The sequence below is a fragment of the Paraburkholderia sp. A1BS-2L genome (assembly GCF_051125205.1).
Taxonomy (GTDB): domain Bacteria; phylum Pseudomonadota; class Gammaproteobacteria; order Burkholderiales; family Burkholderiaceae; genus Paraburkholderia.
On record NZ_CP120430.1, the window covers coordinates 154844 to 177245 of the forward strand.

Genomic DNA, 22402 nt, shown 5'->3' on the forward strand with positions numbered 1-22402 from the left:
TCACGGAACCGACCACGATGGACATATTGCTCAATTACGGCGCCCAGCTTGCGGCGGGCGCGCTCGTCACGCTGGAACTCGCGGTCGCCGCGCTGGGGCTCGGCATGCTGCTTGGCATCGCCGGCGCGTCGGCGAAGCTGTCGAGCGTGCGCTGGCTGCGCAGCGCGAGCTATGCAGTCACCAACTTCCTGCGTGGTATCCCTGAGTTTCTGATTCTGCTGATCTGCTACTTCGGGTTGTCGCATGTGCTCAATACGCAGTTCGACGGCGCGATTGTCATAAGCCCGTTCTCCGCGGGCGTGCTTGCGCTCGCGGTGGTCTTTGGCGCGTATTCGTCGGAGATGTTTCGGGGTGCTTTTCTGGCGGTGCCGGCCGGGCAGATCGAGGCGGCGCGCGCGTATGGGATGACGCCGCTGCAAACGCTGTGGTTCGTGCGGTTGCCACAGGCGTGGCGGATCTGTTTGCCCAGCCTGAACAACATGTGGCAGAACCTCCTCAAGGACACGTCGCTCGTCTCAATCGTCGGACTCGAAGACATGCTTAGAAAGGCCAACATCGCGGCGCAGTTCACCAAACAGCCGTTTATCTTTTACTTGACGGTGGGTGTTATCTATTTCGGCTTTCTCGCCGTCTCCAATCCCGCATTTGCGTGGCTCGAACGCATCGCGGGCCGGGGCTATGCGAAACGCACCTGAACAGGTTCAGCCATGAATGAAGTTCTTTCCCTGATGACACAATCGGGCCCGGACATCGTGCGCGGTGTGTGGGTGACGGTTCAGCTACTGATCCTGTCGTGCGCACTTGCGTTTGTGCTTGCCGTGCCGCTTGCGGTCGCGCGCACGTCTGAGAGCCGCTGGCTGTCCACGCCCAGCCGTCTTTTCCTGTCGGTGTTCCGGGGCACGCCGCTGCTCGTGCAAATCTTCGTGATGTATTACGGCCTCGCGCAATTTGCGTTTGTCCGCGCCTCGCCGTTGTGGCTCTTTTTTGGAGGCTCGTTTTCTTGTGCATTGTGCGCGCTGACGTTGAATCTTTCCGCGTACATGGCCGAAGACATTCGTGGCGGGATCGCGGGCGTCCCGGCCGGCGAGAAGGAAGCGGCGCTTGCGTTCGGGATGAGCCGCTTCATGTTGACGTGGTGCGTTGTCGTGCCACGGGCGATCGGCATTGTCGCGCCGACGCTCGGCAACGAGATCGTGCTGCAACTCAAGTCGACCGCGCTCGCGAGCACGATTACCGTGCTCGATCTCACCGGTGTGGCCCGGCGCATCTCGGTCGAAACCTACACCACCGATGCACTGATGCTCGCTGGCGTCGTGTACGTCGGCATAACCGCGATTCTGGCGAGTGTATTGAAGCGGGCGGAAGGCATCTTGAACCGGCATCTTTCAAACGTGCGCGTCTAGCGTAGCGACGAATCGACAAAGCATAACGATCATTCCGAGGAAAACATGGGATACAAGCTTGAAACGTTGGCGCTCGCGGCTGACCGCGACGTGACCGACGAAAAGACCGTTGCGCCGGCCATCCACTATTCCGCGGTATTCAAGGCGGCGGGGGGTGAGGAGTTCACCGAGATGTCGAGCATTCCTCAGCATCCGCGCAATTACACCCGCTACGGCAATCCAGTTCACGAGCGCGTCAAGGTAGTCATGGCCGAACTCGAGGGCACCGAGACCGCGCTTGTCACGGCCTCAGGGATGGGCGCGATTGCGACGGCGATCCTCAGCGTCGTGAAGGCGGGCGACCACGTTATCGGTCAGATCCGTCACTACATGAGCACAACCAAGATGCTCGACGACATGTTGCGCAAATTCGGCGTCGAAGTGACGTTTGTCGACCAGACGGATGCTGCGGCGTTTGACCGGGCTATCCGTCCGAACACGCGGCTGATCGTTATCGAGTCCCCGGTCAATCCGTTGCTGCTCGTGACCGACATCTCCGCGGTGACCGAGATTGCGCGGGCGCGCGGCATTCTCACGCTCGCTGACAACACGTTCGCATCGCCGGTCAACCAGCAGCCCCACCGGCTCGGCGTCGACATCGTTGTGCACAGCGCGACCAAGTATCTGGGCGGACATCACGATCTTACCGGCGGGGTAATCTGCACAAGCCGCGTGCTTGCCGAGCAGATCTGGCATACGCACATCACGCTCGGTTCGGTTCTATCGCCAATGGACGCGTGGTTGCTGCTGCGTGGCCTGCGCACATTGCCCTTGCGCATCGAGCGGATCAACGCGAACGCACTGGCGCTCGCCGAATTTCTCGAGGCCCATCCGAAGATCGAACGCGTGTTCTACCCGGGCTTGCCCAGCCATCCGCAACATGCGCTCGCACGCCGGCAGATGCGCGGCTTTGGCGGCGTAGTCGCGTTCGGCGTGCGGGGAGGCTACGACGACGCGCAACGCTTTATCGAGGCGCTGCGTGTGCCACTGAACGCGGGCAATCTCGGCGGCGTCGATTCGCTCGCGATCCATACGGCGGCGATGTGGGCCGGCACGATGTCCGCGGAGCAGATGCGTACGGCGGATATACCGATGAACTTCATTCGCTACGCGGTAGGCATCGAGCACATCGACGACCTGAAGGCGGACGTCGCGCAAGCCCTTGAACGCATCTGAACTTCCAGCCGGCGCAAGCGCCGGGGAAAAGGGGACTTGGACAGTGAACCGTATCACGATACTTGACGGCGGTATGGGGCGCGAACTCGCCCGGATGGGCGCGCCATTCAGGCAGCCGGAATGGTCGGCGCTCGCATTGATGGAAGCGCCGCACTACGTTGGGCTTGCCCATGACGCATTTATTGCGGCGGGCGCCGACGTCATCACCGCGAACAGCTATGCGATCGTCCCGTTTCATATTGGGGCAGACCGGTTTCGCCGCGATGGCGCCACGCTCGCGGCGCTCGCCGGGCGACTCGCACGACAGTCTGCCGGGCGAGCCTCTCGGCCCGTGCGCGTAGCCGGGTCGCTACCGCCGACCGGCGGCTCATACAGGCCGGACCTGTTCGACGCTCGACGTGCCGATACGATCCTCGCGACACTGGTTCGCGGACTCGAACCCTACGTCGACCTGTGGCTTGCTGAGACCCAAAGCCTGACCAGCGAGATTGGTGCGGTGCGGCGTGCGCTCGGCGAGCATTCGAAGCCGCTGTGGGTGTCGTTCACGTTGCGTGATCAAATCGATGAAAGCGCGCAGCCTGTGCTGCGGTCCGGACAAACGTTAGACGAGGCAGTCGATGCGGCGTTGTCGGCGCGGGCGGCCGCAGTGCTGTTCAACTGCAGCCAACCCGAAGTGATGGGGGCAGCCGTGGCCGCTGTCCATTCGTTACTCGAACGCGCGGGCGCGTGTTTGCCGATCGGCATCTACGCCAACGCGTTTCCGCCGCAGCGCGACGATGCACAGGCCAACGCTGAGCTTGACGAATTGCGTGGCGATCTCGACCCTCCCGGCTATCTGAAATGGGCGGAGCAGTGGATTGCGCTCGGCGCGCAGATCGTTGGCGGATGTTGCGGGATCGGGCCCGGCCACATCATGGCGCTGCGTGATGCGGTAGAGGCGCGCAAAGCCGGGGACATCGGGGCGGGCAATGAAAATTGACGGCATCGACCAGAAGATCATCGATGCGTTGTGCGCAGATGCCCGGATTCCACTCGCTGTACTCGCCGACCGAATAGGCCTGTCGAGACAGGCTGTTCGACACCGCGTTGACCGGTTGGAGGCTTTGAAAATTATCGCGGGATATACGGTGCGGCTCGCGTTGCCGGATGACGTGGCGCCGGTACGCGCCGTGATGCTCGTCTATCGAAAAGACCGGATGCGCGGCGCGAATGTGCTCGCGGCGCTCGAGCGAATCTCCGAGGTGCGAGATTGCGCGGTACTCAGCGGGGAGGTCGATTTGCTCGTGCAAATCGAGGCCACCAGCCACGACCGCGTCACCGAAATCTGGGCGACGATTAGCGCCATGGACGGCGTGCAGAACATGACGACCTGTTTCGTGCTCGATTCGGTGATACACAAGCGCTAGCCACCGTGCTTCAATCGACCGGCGGCATTTCAGCAACGCTTTCAGCCGCTCACCGCGCCCAGCACGTTCATGATTTCCTCGGCGAGCAGCAAGCTTGCGAGGCCGCGCCCGTGCTTTTCGCGGCGCACGAGCGAGAGCACGTTGCGGCTGAAGGCGCGGTCGCGAATCTGCCGGTACGTGAGCACGTCCTGGCGGTATTCGTCGGCAATGTCGAACTTGCTGAGAAAGGCAATGCCCTCGCTCGCGGCGGCGAAGCGCTTCATGGTCTCGATCGAATTGGTGCGGAAGGCCGGCTCGACGCTGAGCCCCGCTTCCAAGAACGTATCGGCCACGATGCCGTGCATCTGCATCGAGCGGTCGGCGAATTTCAGCGGATACGAAGTGCAGTAAGCCAGCGGAATGGACTCCATGCTGCTCGTGTCCATTTCCCAGAGGCTTTCGAGTTGCGCCGATGGCGGCAGGTTGAAGCCGAGCCCGAGATCGGCCTCGCCGCTTGGGATGGGACTTCGTTCTGGGGCTTTCGCGGCCAGGAGGACCTGGGCGGCGGCTACAAGGCCATGTTCGTCATCGAGGGCTTCTTCCGTCCGCAAACGGGCCAGTCGGGCTCGTTCAATGGCGACCCTATGTTCTCCCGCAACGCGTACGTGGGCATTGGGTCGCCTTACGGCGCGTTGACGCTCGGGCGGCAAGGCAGCTTGCTGTATTTGCAGTCCGCGCAATTCAATCCGTTCTATGCCTCGTTTATCTTTTCACCCACCGTCAATCAGCTTTATTCCGCTTTGGGCACTTACCCGGGTTATCGCATCAATCAGGGCATTCCGGGCGGCACGTCATGGAGCAATGCGATTCAGTATGCAACGCCGGACTTCAGCGGCTTGAGCACGCATGCGATGTACGCGCTCGGCAATCAGGCCGGAGACGACGCAGCCAAGACAAACCGCAACGCTGAGCTTTGATTACCCGTTCTCCAAGCGGACCGATGTTTACCGTCGGCTATCTGTACGACCATGTTTCGAAGCTGTCGAGCGGGTATACCGCGGGCGCCGGCATTCGCACACGGTTCTGATCAGCGCGTCGAACTCATCGGCTCGGCATGAGTTGATGACAAAGATGCATTAATTAGTTCGGAAATGTCGTTTGGCGTTCTGTCTCGTTAATCAATACACTTTGCCGGCGTCGAGATGTGTGGCACCCACAGCCGGCGTTTTCCCGGCTGCGGGTGTTCCGTGCGCGGCCGGCACCACGATGATGGCGACAGGCAAGTCGGCCGGTTCAGTGCGTCCATGTCGCGAGAAAGTGGCAGCAGAACCAGACCTGCGTTGTCGTCAGAGACAAAAAAGGAGACAGCGCCCGTCATGCGTTCACAACCCGACAAACCTTCCTCGAGTCCATCCGGTTCACGATCAAAGCAACCCGTGCTTCATCGCGGGCTGCAAGCACGCCATTTGCGCATGATCGCAATTGGCGGGTCCATCGGCACGGGCCTGTTTGTTGCCACGGGCGCATCCATTTCGCAGGCGGGTCCCGGGGGCGCGATGCTCGCGTACATGGTGATCGGCTTGATGGTTTATTTCCTGATGACGAGCCTGGGCGAGATGGCTGCCTTCATGCCCGTGTCGGGATCGTTCGCGGCGTACGGCGCGAAATTCGTCGACGAAGGCTTCGGCTTCGCGATCGGCTGGAACTATTGGTATAGCTGGGCGGTGACGATTGCCGTCGAGCTGGTGGCCGCGCAGCTCGTGATGCACTACTGGTTTCCCAAGGTGCCGGGCGTCTGGTGGAGCGCGCTATTTCTCACGCTGATCTTCGCGCTCAACGCGTTGTCGGTGCGTGGTTTCGGCGAGGCCGAATACTGGTTCGCGTTGATCAAGGTCGTGACGGTGATTGGCTTCATCGCCGTGGGCGTCCTGATGATCTTCGGCATCATGAAGGGCGGCCCCACCAACGGCTTCGAAAACTTCTCGATCAAGGACGCTCCGTTCGTCGGCGGCTGGGTTTCGATGCTCGGCGTAGCGATGATCGCGGGATTCTCGTTCCAGGGCACCGAAATGATCGGCGTGGCGGCGGGCGAGGCGGAAAATCCGGGCGAGACGATTCCGCGCGCGGTGAAACAGATCTTCTGGCGCATTCTGCTTTTCTACGTGCTGGCGATTTTCGTGATTGGCATGATCATTCCCTATACCGATCCGAGCCTCCTGAAAAGCGATGTGACCGATATCGGCGTGAGTCCGTTTACGCTGGTGTTCCGTCACGCGGGCCTTGCGTTCGCGGCGGGCGTGATGAATGCGGTCATCCTGACCGCGGTGCTCTCGGCGGGCAATTCCGGCATGTATGCGTCAACCCGGATGCTCTACAATCTTGCGGTCGAAGGCCGTGCACCCAAGCTGTTTGCAAAGGTCTCGAAGGGCGGGGTGCCGCTCAATGCGCTGTATGCGACGACGGCCGTGGGCGCGCTCTGCTTTCTCACGTCGCTCTACGGCGACCAGACCATGTATCTGTGGCTGCTGAATCTGTCCGGCATGGCGGGCTTCATCACGTGGCTCGGCATCGCGATCAGCCACTACCGGTTTCGCAAGGGCTTCCTGAAGCAGGGCTACCGCCTCGAGCAGCTGCCTTACCGGGCCAAGCTCTTTCCATTCGGCCCGATCCTTGCCGCCGTGCTGTGCTCGGTCGTGACGGTCGGTCAGGACTATCAGGCGTTGCTTGCCGACAAGGTCGACTGGGCCGGGGTGGCAGCAACCTATATCGGCTTGCCGCTCTTCTTCGCGATATGGTTTGGCTACTCGATCGTGCGCAAATGCCGCCTTGTCCGCTACGAAGACATGGATATCGCACCGTGGGTCGAGCGCTACGCGAAGAGTCAACTTGAAAACGCGTCGCGCGAGCGCCATTCGGGTTACGAGCGTGTCCACGCGAGGGTCGCGCCGGACGCGTGATCTGGCGCCGCTGCGCCGGCGCGTTGCTATACCGATGCGAGGCCGTGCTGCGTTGTGGCGCGGCCTCGCATCCGCTTTTCCGTTATTTCGAAGTCCAATCGCATGCAAAACTTCTACGAATCCACTGTCACTCGCGAGCCTTACCCGCAACTGAGCGGCAAGCTCGATGCACAGGTCTGCATCATCGGCGGCGGTCTCGCGGGCCTGAACACGGCGCTCGGGCTCGTCGAGCGCGGTGTGCGCGACATCGTCGTGCTCGATGGCGAGCGTGTCGGTTTTGGCGCGTCGGGCCGCAACGGCGGCTTCGTGTTCGGCGGCTACAGTCTCGACAATGGCGACCTGCTCGGCACGCTGGGCCCGGGCAAGGCGCGCCATCTGTACGGCCTCACGATCGACGCCGTGGACCTGATTCGTGCGCGCATCGCGCGTTACGGCATCGATTGCGATCTCGTGGATCGCGGCGTCATGCTCGCGAACTGGTTCGACGATCAGCCGAAGCTGGACGCATTGCGCTCGCTGATGAAGCGCGATTTCGGCGTCGAATGGGAACCGGTGGCGAAGGATGCATTGCGTGCGCGGCTGAAGACCGAGCGCTATCACGGTGGACTCTTCGAGCCCAACGCTTTTCATTTTCATCCGCTCAAGTATGTGCTCGGCGTCGCGAATGCAGCGGTGCAAGGCGGCGCGCGCATTTTCGAGCAATCGCCGGCACGCTCGATTGAGCGAGTCGGTGCAGGGTTCGTTGTGCGCACACCGAAAGGCACGGTGTCGGCCAAGGACGTGGTTTTCGCGTGCGGTGGCTATGCGCGCGGCGTCGTGCGGCGGATCGAGCGTGCGGTCCTGCCGATCGCGACCTACGTGATCGCCACCGAGCCGCTCGGTGCGCGGCTTCCCGAAGCGATCGACGCGCCCTATGCGGTCTATGACACGCGCTTCGCATTCGACTACTACCGTCCGCTCAAGGACGCCCGAATTTTGTGGGGCGGCCGCATCTCCGTGCTCGATCGCGGTCCGGAGGCCATTGCGCGGCTGCTCAGGCGCGACCTCATACGCGTGTATCCGCAACTGGCGGACGTGAAGGTCGAGTATGCATGGGGCGGGCTGATGAGCTATGCGCGGCACAAGATGCCGCAAATCGGCCGTGACGGCGACGGCGTCTGGCACGCGATCGCCTTCGGCGGGCACGGCATGGCGCCCACCACGGTCGCCGGCGAAACGCTCGCCGATGCGCTGGCGCTGGGCCAGGCGGTGCCGGACGGTTTCGCCGCGTTTGGCCTGACACGCACGTTCGGCCTTGCCGGGCTCGCGGCCGCGCAGCTCACCTACACCGCATTTCAGGCGCGCGACGCGCTCGCCTCATACCGGCGCTGAGCGCGCCAAACGCTCTGTTCCTGCACGAAGCCGTCAGCCGGCTGGGTGCGCTAGCGCTCGATGCCGGCGTATGCCCCGGCCTGTTCCAGCAGCCACGCGCGAAACGCCTCGAGCGGTTTGCCGTGGCTGAGCTCCGTTGGATAGACGAGATAGTAGGCGGCATCCGAACCCGCATTCTGAGCCGCGGGTGATTCGAACGGAATCACGAGGCCCAGGTGCTTGAGCTGCCCTTCCACGAGGAACCGGGGCACGAGTGCGATGCCCAGCCCTGCCGCCGTGCCTGCGGTGAGCATCGTATGCAGTTCATATCGAACGCCCTGCATCGTGGCGTTGTCTTCGACCCCCTGCGAGGCAAACCATTGCGACCACCCGTGAGGCCGGGTGGTCGAGTGGAGCAGCGGGTACGCAAGCAGTTCATGCGCTTTCCTGATCGGCTTCTTCAGCAGGCCCGGCGAGCAGATAGGCACCACTTCTTCGCCGAACAGATAGTCGGACGTCGTGCCGGGCCACGTGGGTTTCCCATAGTGAATCGCGGCTTCGAAATGCGATTCGTCGAACGAAAACGTGTCTGTTCGCACGCCCATGTTGATCCGCACGTCGGGCGTGCGGTCGTTGAAGTCTTTCATGCGCGGAATTAACCACTCTGAAGCGAAGGTCGGCAAAACCGCGAGTTCGAGGTAACCGCCGCCGCTGCCGTGCACGATGATCGAGAGGGTGTCCTTGTCGAGATTTTCCAGCGAGCGGCGCACCTGCATGCCGTAGAGCTTGCCCGCGCGGGTCAGGACCACGCGCTGCTTGGCGCGCACGAACAGGCGCACGCCGAGGCCCGATTCGAGCGTGGCGATTTGCCGGGACACGGCGCTTTCCGTGAGAAAGAGCTCCTTGGCGGCCTGAGTGAAACTTTCATGCCGCGCGGCCGCCTCGAAGGCGATCAGCGCGCTCATGTTGGGGATCCGGAATTTACGCATGTTAGTTCCAAAAACTCATCGACTGCTAATTTTATGTCACTTTACGGCGGGCGCGGCGTTTTGAATAATTTATAGATGCACTGCGAGGCGTACTGCGGGGAATGAATAAATCCCACGCCCGATTTTCTGTGATCTGGGAGATGGCAATGAGAAATTCGAATGTTGAAAGGCTGCTGCACAATTTGCTCGGCGCGGAAAAGACCGGGCGTCTCTTCGCAACGCTGAACATCCCTGCACTGCTGCAGGAATGGGAAGACGGCATCGTCACGCGTGCCGAACTGGCGCAAGCGATGAATATGGCGCTGTTCGAGGATTTGCTCGAGCGATCACCCAACGGCCGCAATTACACCAACGACGCGATTGCTCAGGGTGGTTCGGTGTATTTCGACCATGGCGCGCTGCGCACGGTGCGCTGGGCGCAGAGCGGCGCGCTGCCGCCCGGCGAGGCCGCATTCACGCGCATCCTGCTGCCGCTCGGCTTCAAGCTCAATGGCCGCTACCCGCTGGACAAGCTCGGCATGACGGGGCGCGCCTATGTTCACGAGGACGCGCCCGACGAGATCGCACAGTTCTTCGTCAGCGAACTGCATCCGGAGCGCTTCTCGCCGGAATTTCAGCAGGCCGTGTCCAACGTGCTGAGCTCGTCGCGCGATCCGCTCACGCCGCTCGCGTGCTCGCAGCTTTTCGAGCTCGCGCGCGACGGCCATTTGCCGCTCGAAACAGCGCAGGAACTGCTGCCCGTGATCGTCGGCGCATTTGCGCGTCAGCACGATGCGCCGAGCGTCGACGACTACGAAACCCTGTTGCGCGAATCGGCCGAAATGGCGTGGATCTCGACGGAGGGCAATGCGTTCAACCATGCGACCGATCGTGTTGCCGATGTGTTCAAGCTTTCCGACGACGAGAAGGCGAAGGGCCGGCCGATGAAGCCCGATGTCGAGCGCTCGCGCTCGGGCCGCGTGTTCCAGACGGCGTATCGCGCCGATATCGTCCTGCGCGATCTACGCCAGAGCGATGGCGGCACAGTGAAGCGCGAGGTGCCGGGCTCGTTCTATGAGTTCATCACGCGCAAGCGCACCTTTAATCAGGCCACGCGCCAGTGGGAGACCGATCTGCGCTTCGACGCCGGCAATGCCACCGGCATCTTCAAGATGACCGCCAACACCGCGAACACCGCCAACACCGGGACGTAAATTGAAAGCCGCCACTCCGTTTCTGGCCAGCGAAGACATGCTGCAAGGCGTTCAAGCCGATCTGCGCCGCTCGCTGCGCGGCGAGGTCCGCTTCGACGCCGGGTCGAAGGCGCTCTACGCTTCGGATGCTTCGAACTATCGGCAAATTCCGCTCGGCGTGGTTGTTCCCGCCGACGTGGAAGACCTTGTCGCCGCAGTGGCGGTTTGCAAGCGCCATGACGTTCCGTTCCTGACGCGTGGCGGCGGCACGTCGCAAAACGGCCAGTGCGTGAACGTGGCGGTGGTGGCGGACGCCAGCAAATACGTCAACCGGGTCGTTGCCGTGGATCCGGTCGCCAGAACGGCGATCGTGGAGCCCGGCGTGATCTGCGACTCGCTTCGCGATGCTGCCGAGGAGCACGGCTTGACGTTCGCGCCGGACCCGGCGACGCATAGCCGCTGCACGCTCGGCGGCATGATTGCGAATAACTCATGCGGCGCGCATTCGGTCATGGCGGGCAAGACGGCGGAGAACGTGGAGGCCCTGGAGGTCCTGACGTACGACGGCGCGCGCTTCTGGGTCGGGCCGACGAGCGAAAGCGAACTGAACGCGATCATCGCCGGGGGCGGCCGTCGCGGCGAAATCTATCGGCGCCTGCGCGCATTGCGCGACCGCTACGCAAACTATATTCGCAACGAGTTCCCGCAAATCAAGCGCCGCGTGTCGGGCTTCAATCTGGACCAGTTGCTGCCTGAGAACGGCTTCAACGTTGCGCGTGCGCTCGTGGGAACCGAAGGCACGTGCGCGATCACGCTGCAAGCGAAGGTTCGGCTCGTGCATAGCCCCGCATGCCGCGTGCTGCTGTTGCTCGGCTTCAAGGACATCTATGTCGCGGCCGACGCCGTGCCGCACTTCACGCGCTTCAATCCGATCGCCATCGAAGGGCTCGATCGCGGCATCGTGCGCGGCCTGCAGGCGCGCGGCCTCAAGAGCGAGGAAATTGCGCTGCTGCCGCCCGGCGACGCGTGGGTCGTGCTCGAGTTCGGAGCCGACTCGATGGAGGACGCGACGCGTCAGGCAAAAGCCGCGGAGCGCTATTTCCTGGCGGGCGAGGCGGGCCCGGACGTGAGTGGCTATGTCGTTGCGGAGAAGGCGCAGCAGCAGAGGATCTGGTCGATTCGCGAAACGGGTGCTTCTGCCGTTTCGCTCTCGATCGATCCCAGCAAGCCCGATCCGATGGTGGGCTGGGAAGATGCCGCCGTCGATCCGGAGCGGCTTGGCGACTACCTGCGCAACTTCCAGGCGCTGGTGGATCGCTACGGCTATGAAACCTGCCTGTACGGCCATTTCGGCGACGGCTGCGTGCACGCGCGCATCACCTTCGATATCCGCACGGCCGAAGGCGTCGTCAAATGGAGAGGATTCCTTCGCGAAGCCGCGCAGCTGGTCGTGGATTTCGGCGGCTCGCTCTCGGGCGAACATGGCGACGGCCAGGCCAAGGCAGAGTTCCTGCCGATCATGTATGGTCCCGAGATCATGCAGGCAATGGAGGAGTTCAAGGCGATCTGGGACCCGGCGAATCGCCTGAACCCCGGCAAGGTCGTCAACGCCTATCGTGCCGACGAGAACCTGCGCATGGGGCCGTCGTACAAGCCCGTCACGCTGACGACGAAGCTGACCTTCGAAAGCCCGGAAGGCGACGGCATGCAGCGTGCGGTCGAGCGTTGCATCGGCATGGGCAAGTGCCGCTCGCTCGATGGCGGCACCATGTGCCCGAGCTTTCGCGCCACCCGGGAAGAGCGCTTCTCGACACGCGGCCGCGCGCATCTCTTCTGGGAAATGCTCCAGGGAGAGGTGATTACGGACGGCTGGAACAGCAAGGAAGTCAAAGGGGCGCTCGACGCATGCCTCGCTTGCAAGGGGTGCAAGTCCGATTGCCCCACGCATACCGACATGGCTTCGTACAAGGCGGAGTTCCTGTCGCACTACTATGAAAATAATCGTCGGCCGAGGCAAGCGATGTTCATGGGGCGCATCGGACAATGGGCGCCCTGGGCGAGCCGTCTCCCGCGCCTTGCAAACTTCGCGATGTCTGCGCCGCCGCTGGCCCGCCTCGGCAAATGGATCGCGGGCGTGGCAGCGGAGCGCGAGCTTCCCGCTTTCGCGCCGAAGTCGTTCAGGGCGCTGAGCGACAGGAAGCGCACGGCATCCGGCGCCGGTTCGAATGGGGCTCGCCAGAAGGTGATCCTTTGGGTCGACACCTTCAACGATCATTTCTCGCCGCAGGTCGCGATGGCTGCGATGGAGGTGCTCGAGCGCGTCGGCTATGAGGTCGTGCTGCCCCGCAAGCGGCTTTGCTGTGGCCGGCCGCTCTACGATTACGGCCTGCTGGATGAGGCGCGCGCGCTGCTGACCGGCATTGTCGAAGAGCTCGCAGACGAAATCCGCAGCGGTGTGCCCGTGATCGGGCTCGAACCGGGTTGCCTGTCGGTGTTCAAGGACGAGTTGCTGAAGCAGCTCCCGACCAACGAGATTGCGCGGCGGCTCTCGGAGCAAAGCTTCCTGTTCTCCGATTTCGTCGCAAAGGCGCCATTCGAATGGCCGTCGCTCGACGCCGATGTGATGGTGCATGGGCATTGTCATCAAAAGTCGCTGTTCGGCATGAAGGGCGAAACCGCCTTGTTGAACAAACTGGGGGTGCGCTGGACGCTTCTCGACACCGGCTGTTGCGGCATGGCCGGCTCGTTCGGCTTCAACGCCGACCACTACGAGCTGTCGATGAGGATCGGCGAGGACAAGCTCTTGCCGCTCGTGCGGCAGGCGCCACGCGAGACCCTGGTCGTGACGAATGGCTTCAGTTGCCGCGAGCAGATCGCGCAAGGCGCTGGGCGGCACACGCTGCATATCGCAGAGCTGGCGTTGCGATCGCTCGCTGGCGCGCAGCAGGGGCTGCACGCGCGCGTGCCCGAGCACGCACCTGGGCACGCACCCGAACGCGTCGAGGCAACGGCTTGAAGCGATTTGAGCGTTATCGAATTTTCCGGGCATCCGGTCCCGTCGTCGATTTTCCGAATTGGAATTATCTAGAGGTCTTAGCATGAAAGCATCGAATCTTCTCAAGGATCTGGGCATTGCACATCTGGTGGAGACGGGCGATATCGCCGTTCACTCGCCGATCGACGGGGCATTGATCGGTCGCGTTCCGAGCGAGCCGCTCGCCAACGTGGATGCCTTGCTCGACAAGGCACAGGCCGCGTTCAAAACGTGGCGCAACGTACCGGCGCCGCGCCGCGGCGAACTCGTGCGCATTCTCGGCAACAAGCTGCGCGAGAAGAAACAGGCGCTCGGCGGCATGATCACGCTCGAAACCGGGAAGATTCTTCAGGAAGGCCTGGGCGAAGTCCAGGAAATGATCGACATCTGCGATTTCGCGGTGGGTCTCTCGCGGCAGCTTTACGGCCTGACCATCGCTTCGGAGCGTCCCGGCCATCGCATGGCGGAAACGTGGCATCCGATGGGTGTTTGCACGGTTATCTCCGCATTCAATTTCCCGGCGGCCGTGTGGTCGTGGAATGCCGCACTCGCGCTCATTTGCGGCAATGCGGTGATCTGGAAGCCTTCCGAAAAGACGCCGCTCACCGCGCTCGCGGTCGAGCGCATTCTCCAGGAAGCCCTCGAAGAGTTCGGCGACGCGCCCGAGGGGTTGACGATTCTGATCAACGGTCGACGCGAAGTTGGTGAAAAGCTCGTGGCCGATCCGCGCTCGAACATCGTCAGCGCGACCGGCAGCACCGAAATGGGCCGTGCCGTCGGCATCGAAGTGGCGCGCCGCTTCGGCCGCTCGATTCTCGAACTCGGCGGCAACAACGCCGGTATCGTTTCGAATACGGCGAACCTCGAACTGGCGCTACGCGGCATTCTCTTCTCGGCGGTCGGTACCGCGGGCCAGCGCTGCACGACGCTGCGCCGGCTGTTCGTGCATGAGAGCGTCTACGACAAGACGGTTGAGCGCCTCAAGACGCTTTACGGCAAGGTGGCCATTGGCAATCCGCTGGAGCAGGGCACGCTGATGGGCCCGCTCATCGACGAGCAGTCGTTCGGCCGCATGCAGGCGGCGCTCGCGCAGGCCAGGGCCGAAGGCGGCAAGGTGCACGGCGGCGAGCGCCACGTCGTGAGCGGCAACGAGGAGGGCTTCTACGTGCATCCCGCGATTGTCGAGATGCCGTCGCAAACGGAGATCGTGCTGACGGAAACTTTTGCGCCGATCCTCTACGTGCTCAAGTACAGCGATTTCGACGCGGCCATCGAGGCCAACAACGCTGCGCATCATGGTCTCTCGTCGTGCGTGTTTACGATGGACATGCGCGAAAGCGAGCGTTTCCTCTCGGCCAGCGGCAGCGATTGCGGTATTGCGAACGTGAACATCGGGCCGAGTGGCGCCGAGATCGGCAGTGCATTCGGCGGCGAAAAGGAAACGGGCGGCGGGCGCGAATCGGGCTCCGATGCGTGGAAGGGCTACATGCGCCGAGCGACCAATACCGTGAACTATTCGTCGGCGTTGCCGCTCGCGCAAGGCATCGATTTCAACATCGACTGAAACCGCTTTTAACCGGTGGTTACGCCGTCTGGCTGTTTTCGCCGGACGGCGGAGTGCCGCCGCTCCCATTCATTCACCGCTTCTTCACCTTTCCCGAACGACGCCATGTACGAGTTCACTTCTCCGTTCCAGCAGCCCTCCGGCTCGCCGATTCGCGAGCTCTTCAAATACCTCGGGGAGCCCGGCATGATTTCGTTCGCGGGCGGCTACCCGGCCAGCGATTTGTTCGATGTGGAAGGCTTGCGGCTCGCGGCGCAGCGCGCTTACGACCCGGCGGTTCAGTGCCTCCAATACGGGCCTACCGACGGGCTGCCGGCGCTCAAGCGTGAAATCGTGGCGCTGATGGGCCGGCGCGGCGCAGTATGCGAAGCCGACGAAGTGATGGCGACCACCGGCTCGCAACAGGGGCTCGATTTGCTGCTGCGCGTGCTGGTCGAACCCGGCGACGTGGTGCTCACCGAAGAGCCTGCGTATCCCGCGACCTTGCAGGCGTTCCGGTTGCAGCGCGCGAAGATCGTGACGGTTCCGATCGATGCGCAGGGGATACAGGTGGAGAAGCTCGCGGCGCTGCTGGAGTCGGGCGCGTGCGGCAAACCGAAGCTGCTGTACACGGTGCCGACCTTTGCGAACCCCACCGGCGCGACACTGTCGGCCGAACGGCGGCGCGCGTTGCTCGCGCTGGCAGTCAAGTACCGCTTCGTGGTGGTCGAGGACGATCCCTATGGCGATCTGCGCTTTGCTGGCGCGCCGCTGCGTTCGCTGCTCGCCGAAGCGGAGCACATCGACGGCGCGCGCGACTGGGTCGTGCATTTCGCGAGCCTCTCCAAGATCGTCGCGCCGGGGTTGCGCGTGGGCTGGATGGTGGGCCCGCGAGAAATCGTGAGGCGTTGCGTGATTGCCAAACAGACGGTCGATCTTTGCAGCTCACCCTGGACTCAGGCGGTGGCGGCCGAATACCTCGCGGCCGGCGCGCTCGAACCTCATCTGCCGAAAATAACGGCGGCATACGGCGTGAAATGCCACGAGTTGTGCGCGGCGCTGCGCGAGGAACTCGGCGACGCCATCGAGTTTCAACAACCCGACGGCGGCATGTTCGTGTGGGCCCGCTTGCCGGGCATTGACGCATCGGACCTGCTGGAGCAGGCGATTGCGCAGAAGGTTATTTTCGTACCCGGCAAGGCCTTCTTTGCCGATGCGGCGGATCGCGCCTCGTTGCGGCTTTCGTTTGCCGCGCCAGGCATGGAGGCGATCAGGGAAGGCGCGCGTCGAATGAAGCGGGCTCATGACGCGGTGCAGAGAGCAAGAAGGCCGTCATAGTGGGTTCTAGCGCATTCGCATAATGTCGTTAGCAGACAGCTTGGTGTCGCACGGCGATAAGGTGTTGTCATATTTCCGTCATATTTTCGTGTGCACGCGCACTCGTCCAGCGCGGAGCCGTCATACTCACGGAGAGAGACTATGCAACGCCGCAAGTTTCTGAACACCATTGCCGTCGCCACCGCGGCCGGTGCGCTTGGCACCCGGGCAGGCGCGGCTGAAGCCGGGAAGCCGACGGCCGACGCGCTAGATCCGGCCCGCTGGTCGCCGCTGAACGCGGCGCGCCTGCAGTCGGTGCTCGACCAGCACGGCGTGAGAAGCAGGCAATACAACCCGAATCGTCGTCCATACGCGGTGTTCGATTGGGACAATACGTGCATCATGAACGACTGCGAAGAAGCGTTGCTGATGTACCAGATCAATCATCTGCAGTACAAATTGACGCCGGATGAATTCGTCCAGGTGATGTGGAAGGACGTGCCGAAGGGTCCGTTCATGAAGGACTATACGACGGTGGACGGCAAGCCGGTGACGATGGAGGACCTCGCCGCCGACGTCGAATCCGATTACCGCTGGCTGCATGCGAACTATAAGGGCCTCGCGGGCGACCAGAGCCTCGAAGCGATCCAGGAAACCGATCAGTTCAAGGATTTCCGCGCGAAGCTGTACTTCATGTACGACGCGATCTGCGATACGCATCCGCTCGAAGTCGGCTACAAGTGGATCATCTACTTCTACAGGAACATGACGCCTGCCGAGGTGCAGGCGATGGCGGCCGCGTCGAACGATCACGGGATCGGCGACGCGCTGCGCAAGGTTGCGTATGAAAGCCCGAAGACGCTGCCAGGCAAGGCCGGTGTCGTGTCGGACAAGCATTTTCACGGCCTGCGCATTCATGAGGAAATTCGTGCGGTGATGCATACGCTGCGCGCGAACGGAATAGAGGTGTATGTGAGCACCGCTTCGCTCGACGACATCGTGCGCGTATTCGCCGGTCATCCGAACTACGGTTACGGCGTGCCGCCGGAGAATGTGATCGGCATGCGTCTGGAGATGCAGGACGGCAAATACACGAGCGATTACAAGCGCGGCTGGTACTTCAACTACGGTCCGGGAAAAACCGCGGGCATTCGCGGCGAACTGCAGTCGAAGAAGGGCTATGGCCCGCTGCTCGTATTCGGCGACAGCGACGGCGACGCGTGGATGCTGCGCGACTTCAAGGACACCGCGGTCGGCGTGATCGTGAACCGGATGAAGAAGGGCGAGATTGGCGCGGACAGCAAGCTCGCGGCCGAGCAGATCGGCAACCCCGACGCGCGCTTCATTTTGCAGGGCCGCGACGAGCGCACCGGGCTGATGATTCCGGATGAGAAGTCGGTGAAGTACGGGAAGACGGAACGGAAGCTGCTGGCGTGATGCATGGCAGTCTGCCCCGGTTATGAAGAGGGGCAGACTGCCGCGATACGGCGTTCGAGGTCGACTACGCGCTCAATCAGATCGAGGCGATTACGCGCGCGCGGTTGAATCAGCGGGGGGCTTGAGCGTCCGTGAGCAAGCGTGATCGGCGGGGCGCCTCGGACGGCCGCGTCGATGCGCGGGCCGTCGACATCGGATTCATCGCGTCGTCCGGCCGAACAGGCGTGGATCCAGCGTAAAGGGTTCGGTGCTGATGACCTTGACGCTTTCCATTTCCGGATGCATCGGGTTCAGCAGCAGATTGAAATCGCTTGGACAAACGACCGACGGCACTCGCATCCCCAGTTGCTCGCCCGCTTCGAGCCATTGCCGGCCCAGCGCTCTTGTTTGCGCGGGTTCGTGCGTCAGGTCCGCCCAGCCTTCCGGCAGCCGGGGCACGAACGCGTTGGCGTAGACCGGGTCCGGCACCTCCAGCGTCACCAGGAAATAGCCGCTGGCCGGCAACAAGCCCGCCATGTGCACCAGCGCCTCGAGCAGTGCGGTCGAGGCATGGCAGCAGGTATAGAGCACCCGCATGCCTCGCGGGTTCCAGCGGCCGCCGGCGAGCGCCGCGCCATTGCCGCTCAGGTCGTCGGCACGGTAATAGCCGCGCCTTTCTTTCGCGAGGCGGTAAAGCCTCATGCAGACACGCCGTGGATGACGCGCAGCAGAATTTCGCGCACGCGGTCGTAGCCGGGCTGCGAGTCGAGCACTTCGAGCGGGCAGAGCCCGCCCAGTTCGGCGTTCGATCGCTGCATCCACTCGGCGGCCAGCGCCGCATCCTCAAACACTTCCATCGCGAGTTGACGCACGTACAGCACGCGTGCGACGCGATCCGACTCGGCGGGCGACAGGCGCTCCTCGCGCGCCATTTTGCGCAGGATTGTCGAACTCGGCAGATTGAGATGCGCGAGCAGCGTCTGGACCGGCACGTGCAGCAGGTTCTTCGCCACGCGCTCGATGATGGCCGCTTCCATCCCTTCGCGGATCTGCCGGCGCTGCTCGAGCGGATCGAATCGGACGAGGAACGTTTCGATATCGTCATGGCGGGCGCCGGCGCGGCCCGAGGCGACCAGCGACTTGCGGGCATGGGTCGCAGCCGGGCGTGCGGCCGGCCGCGTGGCCGCCGGGCGGCCAGAGGGTTGATTCAGGGCCATAAGGTGGTTCTCCCAAATGGGAACGGTATTGCTCCCATTTTAGAATTCTCTTGAACGGAGGTCAAGGAACTCTCATTTGAGAAGCCACTATGCCGGCTGTGAGCGGCGCGGGTGTCCACGGCCTCCCGTGACGCGCCACCGCTGCGTTGCACAAAAATTGACATCGGCGCCGCTACGGGGTTTCCCTTATGCAAAAAAGTATCGGTCTGGCGTCTTATTTTTAGTAGCCGATCGGCATGGGGCCGGGTAATTTTCAGGCATGGCGGTCGCTCGTCGATTTCCTGAGCCACACAACAAAGAACGGATCGCCGCAGGAGGAAGACACATGCTATCCAGGCAGGATGCGATGACACACCGGGATGCGGGCCACGCGCGGATCGACCAGCCCAGGATGGGCCAGCCCGACCTGGAACTGGTCGCGGTTCCGGCCGCCGAGTCGTTCAAGGTTTGGGCGCATGGCTATCCCTGGCGCACGGTGCGCTGGCATTTCCATCCCGAGTACGAGATCCACCTCGTCACGGCTACGACGGGCAAGTACTTCGTCGGCGATCACATCGGCAACTTCGCGCCGGGCAACCTCGTGATGGTCGGACCGAACCTGCCGCATAACTGGGTCAGCAGCGTGCCGCAAGGCGAGTGCGTCGACGAACGTTGCCTCGTCCTGCAGTTCGATACCGCGTTCGTGACGCGCACCTTCGATGCGTTTCCGGAATTCCGGCGCGTGGAGCCGCTGCTCGACGCATCGCGCGGCGGCCTGCTGTTTGCGCCGGAGACCGGGGCCGCCGTCGAGCCGATCCTGCGCGAGATGGTTGGCGCGCAAGGGCTGCGCCGCGTCATGCTGTTCATTGCGCTGTTCGAACAGCTGCTGCGCAGTGCCGAGCCGCAAAAGCTCGCGAGCGCCGCGTATCGCGCCGATCCGGCGCGCTATGCCGGTTCGCGCATCAATCACGTCCTGACGTTCATCGGCAAGAACCTCTCGCAGGAACTGCGCGAGACCGATCTGGCCGCGCTCGCGGGGCAGAGTGTCAGCGCTTTCTCGCGCTATTTCCGCCGGCACACCGGCGTGCCGTTCGTGCAGTACGTGAACCAGTTGCGCATCGATCTCGCGTGCCAGCTGCTGCTGTCCGACGAGTTGAGCATCACCGATATCTGCTATCGGGTCGGCTTCAACAATCTCTCGAATTTCAACCGGCAGTTTTTGCTGATCAAAGGGATGTCGCCGTCGCGCTGGCGCTCGTGGCAGCGCCTGAACGTCGCCAGCGTGGCGAGCGTCGCCAGCGCCGCCTGATGACCGGCTGCATGCGCGCGGCGCCGTGACGGCGCAGGTTTCGTGCAGGTTTGGCGTCTCATTCGCACCGTCCCGCCGGGCCCGCGCGCCCGGCGTGGAAAAGCTTTACCGGTGGTCCACCGGCGCTGCGCCGGCATATGTCAAATCATGGAGACAAGCAATGACCCGACTCTCGACCCATCTGATCGGCGCCGCACTGTCTGGCCTGGCGCTGACCAGTGCGACCGCGTCCTTCGCCGCGCCCAGCGGCACGGTGGCGTTCCTGATGCCCGACCACGCGTCGACGCGCTACGAGCAGCATGATTTCCCCGGCTTCAAGGCGGAAATGGCGAAGCTCTGCGCCGGCTGCAAGGTGCTGTACCAGAACGCGAATGCCGATGCCTCGACCCAGCAGCAACAGTTCAATTCGGTGATCGCGCAGGGCGCGAAGGTGATCGTGCTCGATCCGGTCGACTCGACGGCGGCGGCTTCGCTGGTGCATATGGCGCAAAGCCAGGGGATCAAGGTGATTGCCTACGATCGGCCGGTGCCGTCTACGCCCGCGGACTATTACGTCTCGTTCGACAACGAGGAGATCGGCAAATCGATTGCGCAATCGCTCGTGCAGCACCTGAAAGACGTGGGCGTGGCGGGCGGCAAGGGCGGCGTGCTCGAAGTCAACGGCTCGCCCACCGATGCGGCGGCGGGCCTGATCAGGAAGGGCATACACGAAGGGCTGGAAGGCGGCGGCTACAAGACGCTGTCCGAATACGACACGCCGGAATGGGCGCCGCCCAAGGCCCAGCAATGGGTGAGCGGGCAGATCACGCGTTTCGGCTCGCAGATCGTCGGCGTGGTCGCCGCCAACGACGGCACGGCGGGCGGCACCATCGCCGCGTTCAAGGCGGCCGGCGTCAATCCGGTGCCGCCCGTGACCGGCAATGACGCGACGCTCGCTGGCCTGCAGCTGATCGTGGCGGGTGACCAGTACAACACGATCCTCAAGCCGAGCGAGATCGTCGCGGCTGCCGCGGCCAAGGTCGCCGTGGGCTTCCTTTCTGGCGAGAAGCCCAAGGGCGAAACGACGCTCTTCAACACGCCGTCGCAGCTCTTCAAGCCGGCCGTCATCACCGCGAAGAACCTCAAGGCCGAGGTGGTCGACAAGGGCTTTACGAGCGCGAAGGAGTTGTGCGCCGGGCGCTACGCAGACGGCTGCAAGAAGCTTGGCATCGCGAATTGATTAGCGATGCAGACCGATGGGGGCGCGGTGGCAGCCGTCCCCCGGGCTTTACAGAGAGCAGGCAAGTTCATGACTGAGTCCATGATCGAGAATTCCGGTGCCGCGCGGGGCGAACTCGTGCTGAGTCTGCGCGGCATCTCGAAGCACTTCGGCGCGGTCTCCGCGCTCACGGACATCGAACTCGACGTCCACGCAGGCGAAGTGGTGGCCCTCGTGGGCGACAACGGCGCCGGCAAATCGACGCTCGTGAAGGTGCTGGCCGGCGTCCATCAACCGAGCGCGGGCACGATCACGTTCCGCGGCCAGCCGGTCACGCTGACCGATCCGGCCACGGCGCTCGACCTCGGCATTGCGACGGTGTTTCAGGACCTCGCGCTGTGCGAGAACCTCGATGTCGTCGCCAACATTTTTCTTGGCCGCGAGCTGAGTCCGATGCGCCTCGACGAAGTGCAGATGGAAGTGCGCGCGTGGACGCTGCTCAACGAACTGTCGGCGCGCATTCCCGATGTGCGCGACGTGGTGGCCTCGCTCTCCGGCGGCCAGCGCCAGACGGTGGCGATCGCGCGTTCGCTGTTGCTGGACCCGAAGCTGATCATGCTCGACGAGCCCACGGCGGCGCTCGGCGTGGCCCAGACGGCCGAGGTGCTGAACCTGATCGAGCGCGTGCGCGAGCGCGGCCACGCGGTCATCATGATCAGCCACAACATGGAGGACGTGCGCGCCGTGGCGGACCGCATCGTCGTATTGCGGCTCGGCCGCAACAACGGCGTGTTCTATCCCGATTCCTCGAATGCGGAGCTGGTCGCCGCCATTACGGGCGCCACCGAAAACGCGGTGTCGCGCCGCGCCGGACGGCGGGCAGCCGAGCAGAACGCCAGGCACGACGCGCAATGAAAG

Annotated in this window: 20 protein-coding genes; 16 read left to right on the forward strand and 4 right to left on the reverse strand. The window is 63.2% G+C overall.

All coding sequences use genetic code 11. From position 1 onward, the window contains the following. The first annotated feature begins 17 nt into the window (after positions 1 to 17). From P5W98_RS25235 to P5W98_RS25255, 5 genes are read left to right on the forward strand one after another with little or no spacing between them, the layout of a single operon-like run. The gene (locus P5W98_RS25235; protein ID WP_421027500.1) at positions 18 to 695 is read left to right on the forward strand and encodes an ABC transporter permease; all 678 of its coding nucleotides are present in this window, start codon (positions 18 to 20) and stop codon (positions 693 to 695) included. 12 nt (positions 696 to 707) lie between these two features. Then, a complete protein-coding gene (locus P5W98_RS25240) occupies positions 708 to 1403 on the forward strand; it encodes an ABC transporter permease (RefSeq protein WP_421027501.1) in 696 nt (231 codons plus the stop codon). Between the two features lie 45 nt (positions 1404 to 1448). Further along, positions 1449 to 2618, forward strand: coding sequence for a trans-sulfuration enzyme family protein (locus tag P5W98_RS25245; RefSeq protein ID WP_421027502.1), 1170 nt, complete (start codon positions 1449 to 1451; stop codon positions 2616 to 2618). Positions 2619 to 2661: 43 nt separating this feature from the next. Further along, positions 2662 to 3597 (forward strand): homocysteine S-methyltransferase family protein, encoded by a 936-nt coding sequence (locus P5W98_RS25250; protein WP_421027503.1) that lies wholly within the window; start codon positions 2662 to 2664, stop codon positions 3595 to 3597. Continuing rightward, a complete protein-coding gene (locus P5W98_RS25255; protein WP_421027504.1) occupies positions 3587 to 4024 on the forward strand; it encodes an Lrp/AsnC family transcriptional regulator in 438 nt (145 codons plus the stop codon). Before P5W98_RS25250 ends, P5W98_RS25255 begins: the two co-directional genes overlap by 11 nt. A gap of 41 nt (positions 4025 to 4065) precedes the next feature. Here the strand turns inward: P5W98_RS25255 and P5W98_RS25260 are convergent, their stop codons facing one another. Further along, complete coding sequence (locus P5W98_RS25260) at positions 4066 to 4434, reverse strand: LysR substrate-binding domain-containing protein (RefSeq protein ID WP_421027505.1); 369 nt, start codon at positions 4432 to 4434, stop codon at positions 4066 to 4068. 33 nt (positions 4435 to 4467) lie between these two features. Here P5W98_RS25260 and P5W98_RS25265 point away from each other — a divergent pair, with 33 nt between their 5' ends. From P5W98_RS25265 to P5W98_RS25275, 3 genes are all read left to right on the forward strand, one after another. Next, entirely contained in the window at positions 4468 to 4980 is a 513-nt protein-coding gene (locus tag P5W98_RS25265; protein WP_421027506.1) for a porin, read from the forward strand. Between the two features lie 399 nt (positions 4981 to 5379). Beyond that, positions 5380 to 6960 (forward strand): amino acid permease, encoded by a 1581-nt coding sequence (locus P5W98_RS25270; RefSeq protein WP_421027507.1) that lies wholly within the window; start codon positions 5380 to 5382, stop codon positions 6958 to 6960. Positions 6961 to 7062: 102 nt separating this feature from the next. Further along, positions 7063 to 8331: an NAD(P)/FAD-dependent oxidoreductase gene (locus P5W98_RS25275; RefSeq protein ID WP_421027508.1), complete on the forward strand. Its 1269-nt coding sequence runs from the start codon at positions 7063 to 7065 to the stop codon at positions 8329 to 8331. Positions 8332 to 8381: 50 nt separating this feature from the next. On the opposite strand, the gene P5W98_RS25280 is transcribed toward P5W98_RS25275, so the two are convergent. Then, the gene (locus P5W98_RS25280; protein ID WP_421027509.1) at positions 8382 to 9299 is read right to left on the reverse strand and encodes a LysR family transcriptional regulator; all 918 of its coding nucleotides are present in this window, start codon (positions 9297 to 9299) and stop codon (positions 8382 to 8384) included. Positions 9300 to 9445: 146 nt separating this feature from the next. Here P5W98_RS25280 and P5W98_RS25285 point away from each other — a divergent pair, with 146 nt between their 5' ends. The 5 genes from P5W98_RS25285 (at position 9446) to P5W98_RS25305 (ending at position 17802) form a co-directional block, all read left to right on the forward strand. Then, entirely contained in the window at positions 9446 to 10492 is a 1047-nt protein-coding gene (locus tag P5W98_RS25285) for a DUF1338 domain-containing protein (RefSeq protein ID WP_421027510.1), read from the forward strand. Between the two features lie 37 nt (positions 10493 to 10529). Beyond that, positions 10530 to 13487: an FAD-binding and (Fe-S)-binding domain-containing protein gene (locus P5W98_RS25290; RefSeq protein WP_421028016.1), complete on the forward strand. Its 2958-nt coding sequence runs from the start codon at positions 10530 to 10532 to the stop codon at positions 13485 to 13487. Positions 13488 to 13569: 82 nt separating this feature from the next. Continuing rightward, positions 13570 to 15069, forward strand: coding sequence for an L-piperidine-6-carboxylate dehydrogenase (gene amaB, locus P5W98_RS25295; protein WP_421027511.1), 1500 nt, complete (start codon positions 13570 to 13572; stop codon positions 15067 to 15069). Positions 15070 to 15174: 105 nt separating this feature from the next. Further along, entirely contained in the window at positions 15175 to 16386 is a 1212-nt protein-coding gene (locus tag P5W98_RS25300) for a PLP-dependent aminotransferase family protein (protein WP_421027512.1), read from the forward strand. A gap of 141 nt (positions 16387 to 16527) precedes the next feature. Next, positions 16528 to 17802: a haloacid dehalogenase-like hydrolase gene (locus P5W98_RS25305; RefSeq protein WP_421027513.1), complete on the forward strand. Its 1275-nt coding sequence runs from the start codon at positions 16528 to 16530 to the stop codon at positions 17800 to 17802. Positions 17803 to 18000: 198 nt separating this feature from the next. Here the strand turns inward: P5W98_RS25305 and P5W98_RS25310 are convergent, their stop codons facing one another. Next, entirely contained in the window at positions 18001 to 18483 is a 483-nt protein-coding gene (locus P5W98_RS25310) for an RES family NAD+ phosphorylase (protein ID WP_421027514.1), read from the reverse strand. After that, on the reverse strand, positions 18480 to 18998 hold the full coding sequence (gene parS / locus P5W98_RS25315; RefSeq protein WP_421027515.1) for a type II RES/Xre toxin-antitoxin system antitoxin: 519 nt from the start codon (positions 18996 to 18998) through the stop codon (positions 18480 to 18482). Before parS ends, P5W98_RS25310 begins: the two co-directional genes overlap by 4 nt. 391 nt (positions 18999 to 19389) lie before the next feature. Between parS and P5W98_RS25320 the strand changes: the two genes are divergently transcribed. The 3 genes from P5W98_RS25320 (at position 19390) to P5W98_RS25330 (ending at position 22399) form a co-directional block, all read left to right on the forward strand. Then, complete coding sequence (locus P5W98_RS25320) at positions 19390 to 20286, forward strand: AraC family transcriptional regulator (RefSeq protein WP_421028017.1); 897 nt, start codon at positions 19390 to 19392, stop codon at positions 20284 to 20286. Between the two features lie 160 nt (positions 20287 to 20446). Then, the gene (locus P5W98_RS25325; protein WP_421027516.1) at positions 20447 to 21505 is read left to right on the forward strand and encodes an ABC transporter substrate-binding protein; all 1059 of its coding nucleotides are present in this window, start codon (positions 20447 to 20449) and stop codon (positions 21503 to 21505) included. 69 nt (positions 21506 to 21574) lie between these two features. Beyond that, positions 21575 to 22399, forward strand: coding sequence for an ATP-binding cassette domain-containing protein (locus P5W98_RS25330; RefSeq protein WP_421027517.1), 825 nt, complete (start codon positions 21575 to 21577; stop codon positions 22397 to 22399). Positions 22400 to 22402 lie beyond the last annotated feature (3 nt).

Excerpts from the sequence above, each read along its gene's own strand:
- P5W98_RS25235 (WP_421027500.1), top strand. The coding sequence starts at position 18 with ATGGACATATTGCTCAATTACGGCGCCCAGCTTGCGGCGGGCGCGCTC.
- P5W98_RS25240 (WP_421027501.1), top strand. The coding sequence starts at position 708 with ATGAATGAAGTTCTTTCCCTGATGACACAATCGGGCCCGGACATCGTG.
- P5W98_RS25245 (WP_421027502.1), top strand. The coding sequence starts at position 1,449 with ATGGGATACAAGCTTGAAACGTTGGCGCTCGCGGCTGACCGCGACGTG.
- P5W98_RS25255 (WP_421027504.1), top strand. The coding sequence starts at position 3,587 with ATGAAAATTGACGGCATCGACCAGAAGATCATCGATGCGTTGTGCGCA.
- P5W98_RS25260 (WP_421027505.1), bottom strand. The coding sequence starts at position 4,434 with ATGGAGTCCATTCCGCTGGCTTACTGCACTTCGTATCCGCTGAAATTC.
- P5W98_RS25270 (WP_421027507.1), top strand. The coding sequence starts at position 5,380 with ATGCGTTCACAACCCGACAAACCTTCCTCGAGTCCATCCGGTTCACGA.
- P5W98_RS25275 (WP_421027508.1), top strand. The coding sequence starts at position 7,063 with ATGCAAAACTTCTACGAATCCACTGTCACTCGCGAGCCTTACCCGCAA.
- P5W98_RS25280 (WP_421027509.1), bottom strand. The coding sequence starts at position 9,299 with ATGCGTAAATTCCGGATCCCCAACATGAGCGCGCTGATCGCCTTCGAG.
- P5W98_RS25285 (WP_421027510.1), top strand. The coding sequence starts at position 9,446 with ATGAGAAATTCGAATGTTGAAAGGCTGCTGCACAATTTGCTCGGCGCG.
- P5W98_RS25290 (WP_421028016.1), top strand. The coding sequence starts at position 10,530 with ATGCTGCAAGGCGTTCAAGCCGATCTGCGCCGCTCGCTGCGCGGCGAG.
- amaB (WP_421027511.1), top strand. The coding sequence starts at position 13,570 with ATGAAAGCATCGAATCTTCTCAAGGATCTGGGCATTGCACATCTGGTG.
- P5W98_RS25300 (WP_421027512.1), top strand. The coding sequence starts at position 15,175 with ATGTACGAGTTCACTTCTCCGTTCCAGCAGCCCTCCGGCTCGCCGATT.
- P5W98_RS25305 (WP_421027513.1), top strand. The coding sequence starts at position 16,528 with ATGCAACGCCGCAAGTTTCTGAACACCATTGCCGTCGCCACCGCGGCC.
- P5W98_RS25310 (WP_421027514.1), bottom strand. The coding sequence starts at position 18,483 with ATGAGGCTTTACCGCCTCGCGAAAGAAAGGCGCGGCTATTACCGTGCC.
- parS (WP_421027515.1), bottom strand. The coding sequence starts at position 18,998 with ATGGCCCTGAATCAACCCTCTGGCCGCCCGGCGGCCACGCGGCCGGCC.
- P5W98_RS25320 (WP_421028017.1), top strand. The coding sequence starts at position 19,390 with ATGGGCCAGCCCGACCTGGAACTGGTCGCGGTTCCGGCCGCCGAGTCG.
- P5W98_RS25325 (WP_421027516.1), top strand. The coding sequence starts at position 20,447 with ATGACCCGACTCTCGACCCATCTGATCGGCGCCGCACTGTCTGGCCTG.
- P5W98_RS25330 (WP_421027517.1), top strand. The coding sequence starts at position 21,575 with ATGACTGAGTCCATGATCGAGAATTCCGGTGCCGCGCGGGGCGAACTC.